Below are 14,053 nucleotides of genomic sequence, written 5' to 3'. Positions count from 1 at the left end.
TGCCGCCCGCACAACGGCGGCCGCGCTTTCACGTGACCCGCGCCCCGCTCTGCGCTACCGTGGCCGGCCGTCGACGACCGCCGTCCATGAGCCCCGTCCCCGACTCCAGCCGCCCCGACCAGGTGCTCACGCCCAGCCAGCTGAACACGCTGGCGCGCGACCTGCTGGAGGGCACGTTCCCCTCGATCTGGATCGAGGGCGAGCTGGGCAACGTCTCGCGGCCGTCCTCCGGGCACCTCTACTTCACCCTGAAGGACGCGCGCGCGCAGATCCGCTGCGCCATGTTCCGTCCCAAGAGCAGCTGGCTGCGCTTCACTCCGCGCGAGGGCCTGCGCGTGCTCGGTCGCGGCAGGCTCACGCTGTACGAAGCGCGTGGCGAGTACCAGCTGGTGCTGGACCACATGGAGGAAGCCGGCGAAGGCGCGCTGCGTCGCGCATTCGACGAACTCAAGGCCAAGCTGGCGGCCGAGGGGCTGTTCGAGGCCGAGCGCAAGCGCCCGCTGCCCCGTTACGCGCGCCGCATCGCACTGATCACCTCGCCCACCGGCGCGGCCGTGCGCGACGTGCTGAGCGTGTTGTCGCGCCGTTTCCCGCTGGTCGAGGCCGACGTGCTGCCCGTGCCCGTGCAGGGCGACACCGCGGCGCCGCAGATCGTGGCGATGTTGCAGCGGGCCATCGCCGCTCAGCGCTACGACGTGATCGTGCTGGCGCGCGGTGGCGGTTCGCTGGAAGACCTGTGGGCGTTCAACGACGAGCGACTGGCGCGTGCCATCGCGGCCTCGCCCGTGCCCATCGTGTCCGCGGTCGGCCACGAGACCGACTTCAGCCTCAGCGACTTCGCCGCCGACGTGCGCGCGCCCACGCCCTCGGTCGCGGCCGAGCTGCTGGTGCCGCAGCGCGACGACCTGCTGCACCGCCTGCGCGTGCTGGAAGCGCGCCTGCGCAGCCTGCAATTGCGCCACCTGCGCCAGGCGATGCAACGCGCCGATCGCGCCTCGCTTCGGCTGCAGGCGCTGCGTCCGCGGGCACGACTGGACCTGCTGCACCGTCGCCAGGTCGATGCGCTGCGCCGCCTGGAATCCGCGTGGAAGCGTCGCCTCGAAGGCGAGCGCGCACGCCTGCGTCATGCCGACGCCGTACTGCGCGCGACGCACCCGCGCGGCCGCATCGCGCGTCTGCGCGAGCGCCTGGCCGCGCTGGGCCCGCGCCCGCAGGCGGCCATCGTCCGCCGACTGGGCAAGGAAGCGCTGCACCTGCGCGGCCTGGCCCGGTCGCTGGAAGCCGTCAGCCCGCTGGCGACGGTCGCGCGCGGCTACTCGATCCTTCAGCACCGCGACGGCCGCGTCGTGCGCAGCGTGCTCGATGCCGCCCCGGGCGATCGCCTGTCGGCACGGATGAGCGACGGCGAACTGGCCGTGCGCGTGGAATCGCACGAGCCCACGGACGACTGACACCGGCTGCAACGCTGTGTCACGCCCGCGCTCACGCGGGCAGCACTACCATGTCGGCGCACGCCACCGGCAAGGGGAGTTCGCATGACGAAGGCCTCCGATCTGTTCGTCGCCGCACTCGAAGCCGAAGGCGTCGAGATCGTCTTCGGCATCCCCGGCGAGGAGAACCTCGACCTGCTCGAATCGCTGCGCACGTCGCGCATCCGCCTGGTGCTCACGCGCCACGAGCAGGCCGCCGGTTTCATGGCCGCCACGTACGGCCGCATCACGGGCAAGGCGGGCGTGTGCCTGTCCACGCTTGGCCCGGGCGCGACCAACCTGGTCACGGCCGCGGCCTACGCGCAGCTGGGCGCGATGCCCATGCTGATGATCACCGGGCAGAAGCCGATCAAGACCAGCCGCCAGGGCCACTTCCAGATCGTGGACGTAGTCGACACCATGCGCCCGCTCACCAAATACACGCGGCAGATCGTCTCCGCCGACGCCATCCCGGCGCGCGTGCGCGAAGCCTTCCGCCGGGCCGAGGAGGAACGCCCCGGCGCGACCCACCTGGAACTGCCGCAGGACATCGCGGGCGACGAGACCGCCGCGAAGCTGATTCCAGCCTCGTACTCGCGCCGGCCCGTGGCGGACCTCAAGGCCATCGAACGCGCGGTGGATGCGATCCGCCAATCGCGCCACCCGTTGCTGATGATCGGCGCCGCCGCCAACCGCAAGACCACGGCACACCAGCTGCGCGCGCTGGTCGACGCACTGGGCATCCCCTTCTTCACCACGCAGATGGGCAAGGGGGTGATCGACGAGCTGCACCCGTTGTGGCTCGGCAATGCCGCCTTGTCCGACCACGACTTCGTGCACCGCGCCATCGATGCGGCCGACTGCATCGTCAACGTCGGGCATGACGTCATCGAGAAGCCGCCGTTCTTCATGCGCGAGGGCCGTCGCACGGTCATCCACGTCAACTACGCCGGCGCGGAAGTCGATGCGGTGTACTTTCCCCAGATCGAAGTGGTTGGCGACATCGCCCACACCATCTGGCAATTCACCGAACGCCTTGGACCGCAACCGCACTGGGACTTCGCCTTCTTCGACCGTGTGCGCGCGGAACTGCTTTCGCACCTGGCCGACCGCACCGGCGACGACCGCTTTCCGCTCGTCGCGCAACGGCTGGTCGCCGATGTGCGCGCGGCGATGGGCGAACGTGACGTGGTCTGTCTGGACAACGGCCTGTACAAGCTGTGGTTCGCGCGCGGCTACCGTTGTCGCGAACCCAATACGTTGCTGCTGGACAACGCACTGGCCACGATGGGCGCGGGGCTTCCTTCGGCGATCGCCGCGCGCCTGGTCTGCCCGGACCGCAAGGTGCTCGCCGTCTGCGGCGACGGCGGCTTCATGATGAACTCGCAGGAGCTGGAGACCGCCGTGCGGCTGGGTCTGGATCTCACCGTGCTGGTGCTGCGCGACGATGCGTACGGCATGATCAAGTGGAAGCAGGCGCACGAGCGTTACCCAAGCTTCGGCATGGATCTGGGCAACCCGGATTTCGTCGAGTACTCGCGCAGTTACGGGGCGCGCGGCCATCGTCCGGGGAGTGCGGACGAGTTCGCGCCGCTGCTTCGCCACGCACTGGACACGCCGGGTGTGGACGTGATCGAAGTGCCCATCGACTATGACGACGACGACCGGCTGCTCAACGACGAGATCCCGCGCCTGAGCGCCGCGCTGGACTGACCCCGCGCTCACGCCACGCCGCCTACCCTGCCCCTTTCCGGAGTTTCCCATGGCCAAGAAGAAACGCGAGTCGCGCGGCCGCTCGGGTCTGAAGTCGAGCTACCCCTACTACCTCGCCAACCGCCCGGTCGCGCCCAACACGGACCTGGAGGTGCTGGACAAGTACAGCGGACAGCGCGCCACGCGCGTGGCGATGGCCGACGCGGCCGCGGTGCGCAAGGCCATCGTCGCCGGTTACCAGGCACGCGAGGCCATGGCGGCCTTCCCGCCCGACGCCCGTCGCGACGTGCTGGAACACTGCGTCAAGCGGTTCACCGAGCGCTTCGACGAACTGGCGATGGCGCTGTGCATCGAGGCCGGAAAGCCCATCCGCGACGCGCGCGGTGAAGTGACACGTCTGATCGACAGCTTCCGCATCGCTGCGGGCGAAGCCACGCGCATCGACGGGGATGTGATCGAACTGCAGATCTCGCCGCGCACGCGCGGCTACCGCGGCATGGTCAAGCGCGTTCCGGTCGGCCTGTGCAGTTTCATCACGCCGTTCAACTTCCCGCTCAACCTGGTCGCGCACAAGGTGGCGCCGGCGATCGCGGCCGGTTGCCCGTTCGTGCTGAAACCCTCGGAGAAGACGCCGATCGGCGCGCTGATCATCGGCGAGATCCTCGCCGAGACCGATCTGCCCAAGGGCGCGTTCTCGGTGCTGGCCTGTTCCACCGCGGACGCCGCGCAACTGGTGGAGGACGAACGCATCGCCCTGCTCAGCTTCACCGGCGGACTGGTCGGCTGGGACCTGAAAGCCCGCGCGGGCCGCAAGAAGGTCACGCTGGAGCTGGGCGGCAATGCCGCCTGCATCGTCGATGCGGACCCTGGCGCGCCGCTGGACGAGGTAGTGGAGCGCATGATCTTCGGCGCGTACTACCAGAGCGGCCAGAGCTGCATCAGCGTGCAGCGCATCTATGCGCACGCCGACATCCACGACAAGCTGCGCAGGAAGCTCAAGGCCGCCGTATCGAAGCTGCGCATGGGCGACCCGCGCGACGAGCACACCTTCATCGGGCCGATGATCGACGAAGCGGCGGCCAAGCGCGTGGAGGCGTGGATCCGCGCCGCGCGCAAGGGTGGCGCGAAACAGCTGGCCGGCGGCGAACGCACCGGCAACATGGTGCCGGCCACGCTGCTGGAGAACGTGCCGCACGACAGCGACCTGTACTGCAAGGAAGCCTTCGCGCCGGTCGCGCTGATCGAACCCTTCGACGATTTCGACCAGGCCATCGACCGCGTCAACGACAGCGACTTCGGCCTGCAGGCGGGCGTTTTCACGGGTCGCCTCGAACACGCGATGCGCGCGTGGGACCGGCTGGAAGTGGGCGGCGTGATCGTCGGCGACGTGCCCAGCTTCCGCGTCGACAACATGCCCTACGGCGGCGTGAAGCATTCGGGCCTGGGGCGCGAGGGCATCCGCTACGCCATCGAGGACATGACCGAACAGCGCCTGCTGGTCATCCGCGACCGCCCGCGCTGAACACGGCACGCACCGGACGCGCCTCCCTGCGACGCGCCCGGTGCGGCCCGAAACCTGTCAGTTCGCCATCAACGCGTGTTCTTCGGCGCCGGCTCGTCGACCTGCGTCACCCGCGCACCTTCACCCACGTTCACGCGGCCGCCGTTGCTCCATTCGACCAGCGGCTGCACCCACTGCGCACGAGGCTCGTGGAACAGCGTTGCGCCGAAACCGGTGTCCAGCACGATCTCCTGGCGGTCACTGACCTTGGGCGAGCCGATCCACAGCGAACGGCACGACAACGACGCGCTGTCGCCATCGTCATGGATGCCCAACACGCGACCACTCATGCGGAAGTTGTACTCGGCCTTGAGGATGGGATCGCACTGCCCGAGCAGCACATAGTTCACGTGCCGGTCGCCCACGCGCGCGGAGGTCAACGCGGCGACGGCAGAACTTGTGCCTGCGCCCACCACGCTGATGTCGTCGGCGGGAACGCCCTGCGCCATCAAGGCGCGGACTTCCTTGGCGATGCGCTTGGCGTAGGCCAGTCGGTTCTCGCCGGCGTTGGCGAGGGTGGTGACTTCGAATCCCTGTTTATCCAGCGCCTGCACGATGGCGTCATGGTCGACGCCCGCTTCGGCCGACGGCAGGTAGATCAGGTGCGGTTCCGCGATCGCGGCGGACGACGCGGCCACCAGCATCGTGGCGATGAGGACACGCAAACGGGAAACAGACTGTACGGACTCCAGGACCTTCATGACAGTTACCTCCACCGGGGGGAACGGAATGGACTGCCAACACGCAACGGTGCAGGCATCGTGGCGCGCATCCCATGCGGTACACCAGTTCGAAAGGTCACCACGACTTTCGGGATACATCGCCTGGGATGTATTGCGCGGTCGCGTCGTTTGCATGACCTCCGACACGGGTTGACCGCCGCATAACCCCATTCACCCGACCTGCGCGTTCATTCCCTGCGACCCACCTGGAGCTCGCCCGATGAACCGCACCCGATCCGTTGGCACGCGCTTTGCCCCCGCCCTGTTGTTCACCGCCGTGCTGCTGGCCCTGGCCGGCTGTCGCAGCACACGTTCGCAGGCACCCGAAGAACCGTCCGTCGCAGAAACCGCCGACGCGGCGGCAGACATGCTGGCGGTCGCACCCGCTTCCGCACCACCGCCTCCTCCGCCCGAGGGCTACGCCGTCCCGCAAGCGAAGATGGCGCGCTCGCGAATGGAAGCGCAGCGCAACCTCATGCCGCCGCCGATGCAGATGGCCGCGCCCGCACCGGCCAACACGGAGAAATACGCCGCGCGCGAAGACAACCCGGTGCAGCGCACCGCGGAACATCCGGTATCCACCTTCTCCATCGACGTGGACACCGGCAGTTACGCCAATGTGCGGCGCATGATCGAGAACGGCGTGCGCCCGCCCGCGGATTCGGTGCGTGCCGAGGAGTTCATCAACTACTTCCAGTACGGGCACGCCGCGCCGACCACGCGTGAAGTTCCGTTCCGCGTGACCACCGAACTCGCACAGGCCCCGTGGAACGCACAGCGGCAGGTGCTGATGATCGGCATCAAAGGCTACGAGGTGCCCAAGGCGACGTTGCCGCCGGCGAACCTGGTGTTCCTGCTCGACACATCAGGATCGATGGATTCGCCGGACAAATTGCCGCTGGTGAAGGGCGCCCTGCGACAACTGGTGTCGCAGCTGCGCCCGCAGGATCGCGTCTCCATCGTGGTCTATGCAGGCAGCGCGGGACTGGTGTTGCCGCCCACGCCGGGCGACCACCGCGGAGAGATCCTCGCGGCACTGGATCGGCTCCAGGCCGGCGGCAGCACGAACGGCGGAGACGGCATCCGCCTGGCCTATGCGATGGCGAAACAGGCCTTCGTGCCCGGCGGGGCGAACCGCGTGATCCTGGCCACCGACGGCGACTTCAATGTCGGCACGGTGGACGAGAACGCACTGGAGACGCTCGTCGCCGACCAGCGCAAGTCGGGCATCGCGCTCACGACGCTGGGCTTCGGCACGGGCAACTACAACGACGAGCTGTCCGAACGACTGGCCGACGTGGGCGATGGCAACCACGCCTACATCGACAACCTGCGCGAGGCCCACAAGGTGCTGGTGCGGCAGATGGGCGGCACGCTGCTGACCATCGCGCGGGACGTGAAGATACAGATCGAGTTCAATCCGGCGCAGGTCGCGGAGTATCGGCTGATCGGTTACGAGAACCGCATCCTCAACCGCGAGGATTTCGCCAACGACAAGGTCGATGCCGGCGACATCGGCGCGGGTCATGAAGTCACCGCCCTGTACGAGATCACGCCCACCTCGTCCGCCGCGCAACGCATGGCGCCGCTGCGTTATGCCACCGTGCCGTCGACGCCCGCGGACGCCGCGCGGGAAGTCGCCCACCTGCGCCTTCGCTACAAGCGTCCTGGAAGCCAGAGCAGCCAGCTGATCGAAACGCCCGTGCTGGCTTCGCAGGCCACCACAACGCCGAGCGAATCGCTGCGCTTCGCCAGCGCGGTCGCGGGCTTCGCCGACGCGTTGCGTGGCGGCGCACGCATGGACGGCTGGAACTGGGACGCCATCGCCCGCACCGCGAAGCAGGCACGGGGTGACGATGCGGAAGGCGACCGCGCGCAGTTCCTGCAGTTGCTGGAGGTCGCGCGCCGGCAGCTCGAGGCTGACGAACCGCCACGCGTGGGCGTGGCGCGATGAAACGCGCGCGATGATCCGCAGATCGGGCCGTCCGGGGTTCCCGGGCGGCCCGGTCAGTCGCGCAGTCGCTGGATCATCGGCTGCAGCCAGCGCTCATACGGCGCCCACTTCGGTCGTTCACGCACCTGGATGCGGTCGCGCACCTGCACCGCACTGGCCGTCACCACGCCGCGGCGCGACTGCATCTTCAGCATAGCCGCATCGAAGGGAAGCCCACAGAACTCGGCCACGCGGCGCATCTGCACGTCGGGCTCGCGCGTGAGCTGCGCGTAGTCGACATCCAGGATCCGTCCCGGGAACCGTGCGTGCCAGTGCGCCATGAGGCTGCGGTACTGATGGTGGTACTCGGCCAGCTCGATCGGGTCGTAGCTGTAGGCGTTCGCCTCGGAGAACAGCTCGCGCAGGTTGGAGAAACACGTCTCCACCGGGTCGCGGACCATGTGCAGGATCTTCGCCTGCGGCAAGGCCTGCGCGATGAAGCCGACATTGAGGAAGTTGGACGGCAGCTTGTCGGTGAACACGCGGTGTTCGCCACGCCGCCAGCGCGTGCCGTCCAGGTAGCGCTGTCCGGCCGCGGCCAGATCGGCCTGCGCGGCGCGCTCCACGAGCGTGCGGTCGATTACGCCGCGGCAATGGTGGTCGGTCGCGTGACGCATCGCGCTGGTGAAGTCGTACAGCTCACCCAGGCCGCGCACCTGCGGGTGGCCGTCGAGCAGCTGCTCCAGCAGCGTCGTCCCCGACCGGTGCATGCCGACGATGAAGATCGGCATCGCGTCGCTTCCATCCGACGGTGCCATCGCATTGCTGGCAGGCGCCCACGACTTCAGCGCAGCGAACAGGTCCTGGGTGACCGCCGTGTCGTAGGCCACGCGTGAACGCTTGGCGCGGCAAGCCAGCGTCAGCGCGTCCCAGGCTTCTTCATGACGTTCGAGGTCGTCGAGTTCCTTGTGCAGCGCGAAGGCCAGCAGCGCGATGTCCTCGGCCTTGCGGCCGGGGCGATGCAGCTCGCGGCGGATCGCATCGACGTGGTGGCGGTCCGGCGTCTGCTTGCGCACCCATGCCTGCAGCCAATAGCCCTGGGCGATCTCCGGCGCGCGCCGCAATGCGCGTGTCACGTCTTCCTCGGCCTCGGTGAAACGGCCCAGGTAGGTCAGCACCTGCGCACGCGCCAGCAGCGTGGGCGGATACTCCGGATCGGCGTGGCGCGCTTCATCCAGGAAAGCGATGGCGCGATCGGGCAGGTTCGCGTAGCTCAGTTGCGCGCCGACCGAGATCAGCAACGGGATCGGCATGCGCGACATCGGTTTCAACCGCTCGATGCAGGCCATCATCGCGTCGATGCGATTGAAGGTGCGCAGTCGCGGCAGCAGTTCCTTCACCTGTTCGGGGTCGGTGATGCCCGTCTCGGCCGCGGCGACGGCGAACGCATCCGCATCGCGGTAGTCGCCGCGCAACGAATGCAGGTACGACAGCTGCAACAGCACTTCCGTGCTGTCGGGCGAAAGCGAACGCGCGACCTCGCAGGCCGCGATGGCGCCTTCCCAGTCGCGTTGCGACGCCAATGTCTCGGCCTGCGCCAGCAGGCCCCGAACGGTCGTCGGCGCGGGGGAATTCATCCGCGCGCGTCCAGCCGGTCGCGCAACGGCTGCAGATGCGCCTCGTAGCGCTTCCACGCGCCCACGTTGCGCGCATGGATGCCCTCGCGCACCTGGCTGCTGCTGGCGGTGGCCACGGGAGCATCGTTGCGGGTGATGTCGTGCAGACCCGCCTGCGCGGGCAGCCCGAGGAATTCGCTGAGCGAGGCGGCGGTGCCTTCGGGATCGTCCACGAGCGATTCGTAGTCGACCACTCGCACCGCACCCGGCGCGACGGCCTGCCAGTGCGCCATCCACGAGCGCGCCTGCTGGCAGTGCGAGGCGGCGTCCTCGAGCGAATGGCTCCAGGCGTAGGCGTCGCCCTGGAACAGCTCCTTGAATGTGGAGAAGCACGCATCCATGGGGTCGCGGCGCAGGCACAGGATGCGCGCCTGCGGCAGCGCCTGCAGGATGACGGGAATGCTGAAGAGGTTCTGCGGGTTCTTGTCGATCACGTAGCGCACCGGCGGCGCCGCGCGACGCAGACGCTGCATGTACAGGTGACCGACGCGACGCATGTCCAGCGACTGCAGCAGGTCGTGATGATCGCCCTGCACCGCCGACTGGAAGAAATGGCCGGACGCTTCGCTGATGGCCGCCGACAGGTCGTTGCGTTCACCGAGCGAACGCACCCAGCCGTGATTGCCGAGCACGCGATCCAGCAGCGTGGTGCCGGTGCGCGGCATGCCGACGACGAAGACCGGCAGCGTGCCCAGCGGGGCTTCCTCCGCGACCAGTGCGCCCGGGCGCATGGCGCGCAGCGCATCCAGTCGTGCTGCGACGCGGCCGGCATCGTATGCGCCGTCGCGGTGCAGGATCGCCGCGCCCTGCGACAGCGCCGCCCAGGCCTGATCCACGTCGCCGGCGGCGTCGTATTCGCGGAACAACGCGTACAGCAGCTGCGCCTGCGCCGCGCTGCCGGCCGGATGTTGCGCCATCGCCGCACGAATGCGGGGAACGCGCGACAGGGCCTGCTGCGCCCGCGAAAGCGTGGCGATGGCCCAGTGCAGGTCCGGAAGATGGGGCGCACGGGCCAGCGCAGCCTCGTACAGGCGCGCCGCGCCGTCGGCATCGCCGAGGTAGCGCAGCACGTTGCCGCGGGTGAACAGCAACAGCGGGTGCGATGGCGTGTGCTTGTCCATCGCGTCGAGGAAGCGCAGCGCGTCCTCGTAACGGCCGGCCAGCCACAGGTGCTGCGCCAGCGTGGGCGATTGCCGGATCACGTCCGGATCGGACGTGTCGGCGGAAAGGATGACCGAGGCGACTTCCGCTTCCTCGGCGAATTCGAGCAGGCGCGCCGTCACGTAGGCGATGTTGCGCGTGCTGGCCTGCAGGCGGACGGTGTCGGCGGCCTGGAGGATGTGATCCCGGGATTCGCGATAGCGATCGGCGAACTGCTCCAGCCGCGACATCCGCAACCGGGCTGGAACGTGCTGCGGCGCAGTGGCGAGCATGGACTCGTAAAGCTCGCGCGCCTGCTGCCACTGCCCCGTCGATTCGAACTGCTGGGCACGCTGCCAGCTCTGCGCGGAGGCGGCGGCGCCAGGGTGAGGCGGCGGACCTGGGATGGCTGGATTCATTTCACGACGACCGGCTTTGAAAAAACGGCCGCCTTGCGGCGGCCGTGGAGAGAGTAAATGAAAACGTACTACTCAGAAGTCGTACTGAACCATGAAACGCACCGCACGCGGAGCCTGGAACGTACGCGCGATCAGGTACGTATCGAGCGGGGCACCGGCGACGGCATCTTCGGCCACTTCGGACACGGAGGTGACCTTCTGGTTGTCGAAGACGTTGAACACGTCGACCTTGAACTGCAGCCCCTTCGCCCAGTTGGGGAAGTAGGCGATGTTCAGGTCGATCGAGTTCGTCCAGGGCAGGCGACCCGCCGTACCGCGCGGCGCCGGACCGGCCGGAGCCAGCGTATCCGGGACTAGGTCGTTGTTGGTGTCCAGATAACCACCACCGGCCGACGTCGTGCCGCAACGGAAGAACGAGGCACCATAGCCGTGCAGATCACCGTCCGCGACGTCGCCCACCGGCAGCACGCCGAAGCAGTTGATCGGACGACCCGACTGCACGAGCAGGTTGGCACCGACCGACCACTCGTCATTGAACGAGTAGTTGCCGAACACCTTCAGGCTGTGGCGACGATCGTTGGGCAGGTAGCCGTACGAATCGACCGCCAGTTCCTTGTAGTCGAAGTCCTGCGTCACGTTGGTATCGGCCTGGCCGATGTCCGACTTCACGCCGCCTTCGGTGTTGCCCTTGTTGCGGGCCAGCGTGTACGACGCCTGGAAGAACCACTTGTCCCAGCTGCCGTCCCAGAACAGCTCAAGCGCCTGGTAGTTGCGCTTGGCCTTCGGCGAGAGCAGGTCGCCCGGAACAGTGGTGGCCTTCAGGTTGCCGTCGCCGTACAGGTCGGTCAGGAACACCGCGTCGGAGCCCGGGTTGAACATGCGGCAGTACGGGAAGCCGGCGCTCGGCAGGGCTGCTTCGCGACCATTGGCGTCGACCCAGACGTCATCGTCGTTCTTGCTGAAGCCCTCGATCGTCAGGATGGGCGTGTAATCGCAGTTGTCGTCGATGGCCGCCTTCAGCTTGCGGTAGATGCCGCGCGCGCCGACGTTCTGGTGGTCGGTCAGCTGGTACTGGAAGCCAAGGATGAACTCGTCCTGGTACATCGGATCGAGGTTCTGCGAGGCAATCGTCTCCGGCGTCTTCGGCTCGCCGAATTCACCATTGACGTAGGTCAGCCCGCCACGCGGCGTGGGATTGATCGGCGCGCCCGTGACCGGATCCACACCGCTGAAGTCGAAGTTCTGGCGGGTGAACAGCGAGGCGCTGGCGCCACGCACGGCCACGCTGGAAGTCAGCGGCAGGGCGTAACGACCGGCGTTACCGTAGACCTTGAACGTCGAGTCGCCGTGGACGTCCCACGAGAAACCCAAGCGCGGAGCAAACTGGTTCTTGATCTCGACGTACTTCTGACCCTCGCCGTTGTAGTTCTCGAACGTATCCCAGCGCGCACCGATGTAGGCCAGGAAGGTATCCGAGATGCTCCAGTAGTCCTCGAGGTAGTACGCCTGCGACTTGACCTTGACCGTGGAACCCTGGTTGACGATCTGCTCGCGGACGACGTCGAACTCGTCGCCGCTGTTCGGGTCGCCATCGCGATCGGTCGTCGAGTAGCGCCACAAGCGGCCACCCTCGTTCGAGTTGCCTGCGACCGACTCGTACTCGTCCACGTCGATACCGCCGCGCACGCGGTGGTCGCCAAGCTGCCATTCGGCGTCGATGCGGAACATGTCGCGCGTGTCGCCGGAGTCCGAACGCGGAATCGCGCCACCGGTGATGTTGCAGGTGCTCGCGTAGGTACCGGTGACCGCCTTGCGATAGCCCGGGCGGATGTCGGTGATGATCGGGCAGCCCGTGGCCGGCTGGTTCAGGTCACCGCCGTATTCCACGCGCTGGCCGCCGGCCGTGATCAGGTGACGGGAACGCGAATACTCGCCGTAGCCGTACAGCGCCGACAGGGTGAAGGTGTCGGTGAGGTATCCGGTGTACTTGGCGACATAGTTGTCACCGCCCGACTCCTCGTACGAGGTGCCCACCAGACCACCACGCGAGAGCGGCGAGGCGCCGTTCAGGTAGGTCTGACGCGTGGTATCGCGCTGGTCGGAGAAGGACGTGAACTCCAGCAGGTGGTTGTCGCTGATGTTCCAGTCCAGCTTCACCAACCAGGTCGGGTTGCCCTTTTCCTTCTCGTGGAAGTTGTTGTTCGGGAAGTAGGTGTTGCCCTGGGTGTTCCAGTAGTTCTGTTCCTTCTGGCTGTACGACAACAGACCATAGGCGAACAGGGTGTCCTTGATCAGGGCGCCGCTGGCCCAGATGGAACTGTTCCACTGCTCTTCGGTGTCCTCGGAGTTGTCCTCGCGCACCGAACCGACCGGGTTGATGTCGTTGTCAGCCAGCGGATTGGCGTAGTAGGTGCTGGCCACTTCCGAACGCAGCGACTTCGGCGACCAGAACACGTTGCCACCGGCGTGGAACTCGTTGGTACCGCGCTTGGAGATCATGTTGACCACGCCGCCCAGCGAACGGCCGAACTCGGCGCCGTAGCCACCGGTCTTGACCTGCTGCTCGGCGATCGCCTCGTACGGCACCTGAGCGAAGTTCAGGCCGCGGAACGAGTTGGTGATGTTGAAGCCGTTGAGGTAGTACTGGTTCTCGGCGACCGACGAACCGCCGAACGAGGCCAGGTTGCCGAACGCGTTGTCGCCACGGACGGTGCCCGGGGCCAGCAGCGCGACGGAGGTGGCATCGCGCGCGACCGGGATCTTGGCGATCTGCGCGGCCGTCAGGATCGTGGTGGACTCGACCGAGGACACGTCGATCGGATTGACCACTTGCGCACCGGTCACGACCACGCTCTCAAGCGTGGTGGCCGAGCCGCTCGATGCGGACGCACCGAAGCTCACCGGCGTACCCGTACCCAGGCTGACGGCGACGCCGTCGCGGACGGTGGTGGTGCCGTCGGCACGCTGCAAGGTCACTCGATAATTGCCCGGCGACAGCGCCGGCACGCGGAAGGCGCCATCTGCGCCCACGGCCACTTCGCGGCGGAAACCCGTTGCCGAGTTCTCGATCACGACGGTCTCCCCAGCCGTCGCCTGACCGAAGACCGAGCCACCGGTCTGCTGGGCGTGCACGCCCGACGCGAAGCACAGACCCAAAGCCACGGTCAGCGCGCTGCGCCGCATGTTGCGGTTCAGAGTTGAACGTTTCACTAATTCCCCCAATTCAGCAAATGGAATGCCCCAAAAGGAGCATTGCGACCCTGACTTCCGGCATGGGGATGGGTCAACGCTTAACGTACGTTCACGTTAAATTTTTGTGTGATTTGTGCTTCTTGTCACACTTTTAGTGAGATATTCACCGTTTAGTCACATGCCATTAACGAATCCATGACGCAGGAGTACCTGCCCCTGCGCGTCACG

The 14,053-nt window shown here is 67.3% G+C and carries 8 protein-coding genes; 4 read left to right on the top strand and 4 right to left on the bottom strand.

Annotated features, from left to right (window positions below):
• Positions 1–86: 86 nt before the first annotated feature.
• The 3 genes from xseA (at position 87) to QLQ15_RS10935 (ending at position 4,704) form a co-directional block, all read left to right on the top strand.
• Entirely contained in the window at positions 87–1,451 is a 1,365-nt protein-coding gene (gene xseA / locus QLQ15_RS10945; protein ID WP_283212808.1) for an exodeoxyribonuclease VII large subunit, read from the top strand.
• 84 nt (positions 1,452–1,535) lie between these two features.
• Positions 1,536–3,182, top strand: a complete 1,647-nt coding sequence (locus QLQ15_RS10940) for an acetolactate synthase large subunit (protein ID WP_283212807.1) — start codon at positions 1,536–1,538, stop codon at positions 3,180–3,182.
• 49 nt (positions 3,183–3,231) lie between these two features.
• Positions 3,232–4,704: an aldehyde dehydrogenase family protein gene (locus QLQ15_RS10935; RefSeq protein ID WP_283212806.1), complete on the top strand. Its 1,473-nt coding sequence runs from the start codon at positions 3,232–3,234 to the stop codon at positions 4,702–4,704.
• A gap of 68 nt (positions 4,705–4,772) precedes the next feature.
• Here the strand turns inward: QLQ15_RS10935 and QLQ15_RS10930 are convergent, their stop codons facing one another.
• Positions 4,773–5,408, bottom strand: a complete 636-nt coding sequence (locus QLQ15_RS10930; RefSeq protein ID WP_283212805.1) for a hypothetical protein — start codon at positions 5,406–5,408, stop codon at positions 4,773–4,775.
• 277 nt (positions 5,409–5,685) lie between these two features.
• On the opposite strand from QLQ15_RS10930, the gene QLQ15_RS10925 reads away from it, so the two are divergent.
• The gene (locus QLQ15_RS10925; RefSeq protein ID WP_283212804.1) at positions 5,686–7,419 is read left to right on the top strand and encodes a vWA domain-containing protein; all 1,734 of its coding nucleotides are present in this window, start codon (positions 5,686–5,688) and stop codon (positions 7,417–7,419) included.
• Positions 7,420–7,472: 53 nt separating this feature from the next.
• Here QLQ15_RS10925 and QLQ15_RS10920 read toward each other — a convergent pair whose 3' ends face one another.
• From QLQ15_RS10920 to QLQ15_RS10910, 3 genes are all read right to left on the bottom strand, one after another.
• Entirely contained in the window at positions 7,473–9,035 is a 1,563-nt protein-coding gene (locus QLQ15_RS10920; RefSeq protein ID WP_283212803.1) for a tetratricopeptide repeat-containing sulfotransferase family protein, read from the bottom strand.
• Positions 9,032–10,633: a tetratricopeptide repeat-containing sulfotransferase family protein gene (locus QLQ15_RS10915; RefSeq protein WP_283212802.1), complete on the bottom strand. Its 1,602-nt coding sequence runs from the start codon at positions 10,631–10,633 to the stop codon at positions 9,032–9,034. The genes QLQ15_RS10920 and QLQ15_RS10915 overlap by 4 nt, the downstream gene beginning before the upstream one ends.
• Before the next feature lie 72 nt (positions 10,634–10,705).
• On the bottom strand, positions 10,706–13,843 hold the full coding sequence (locus QLQ15_RS10910) for a TonB-dependent receptor (protein WP_283212801.1): 3,138 nt from the start codon (positions 13,841–13,843) through the stop codon (positions 10,706–10,708).
• Positions 13,844–14,053: the final 210 nt, after the last annotated feature.

This window comes from Lysobacter stagni (genome assembly GCF_030053425.1).
Taxonomy (GTDB): domain Bacteria; phylum Pseudomonadota; class Gammaproteobacteria; order Xanthomonadales; family Xanthomonadaceae; genus Lysobacter_J; species Lysobacter_J stagni.
This window is presented reverse-complemented; position numbering and strand designations above follow the sequence as displayed.

Excerpts from the sequence above, each read along its gene's own strand:
- xseA (WP_283212808.1), top strand. The coding sequence starts at position 87 with ATGAGCCCCGTCCCCGACTCCAGCCGCCCCGACCAGGTGCTCACGCCC.
- QLQ15_RS10940 (WP_283212807.1), top strand. The coding sequence starts at position 1,536 with ATGACGAAGGCCTCCGATCTGTTCGTCGCCGCACTCGAAGCCGAAGGC.
- QLQ15_RS10935 (WP_283212806.1), top strand. The coding sequence starts at position 3,232 with ATGGCCAAGAAGAAACGCGAGTCGCGCGGCCGCTCGGGTCTGAAGTCG.
- QLQ15_RS10925 (WP_283212804.1), top strand. The coding sequence starts at position 5,686 with ATGAACCGCACCCGATCCGTTGGCACGCGCTTTGCCCCCGCCCTGTTG.
- QLQ15_RS10920 (WP_283212803.1), bottom strand. The coding sequence starts at position 9,035 with ATGAATTCCCCCGCGCCGACGACCGTTCGGGGCCTGCTGGCGCAGGCC.
- QLQ15_RS10915 (WP_283212802.1), bottom strand. The coding sequence starts at position 10,633 with ATGAATCCAGCCATCCCAGGTCCGCCGCCTCACCCTGGCGCCGCCGCC.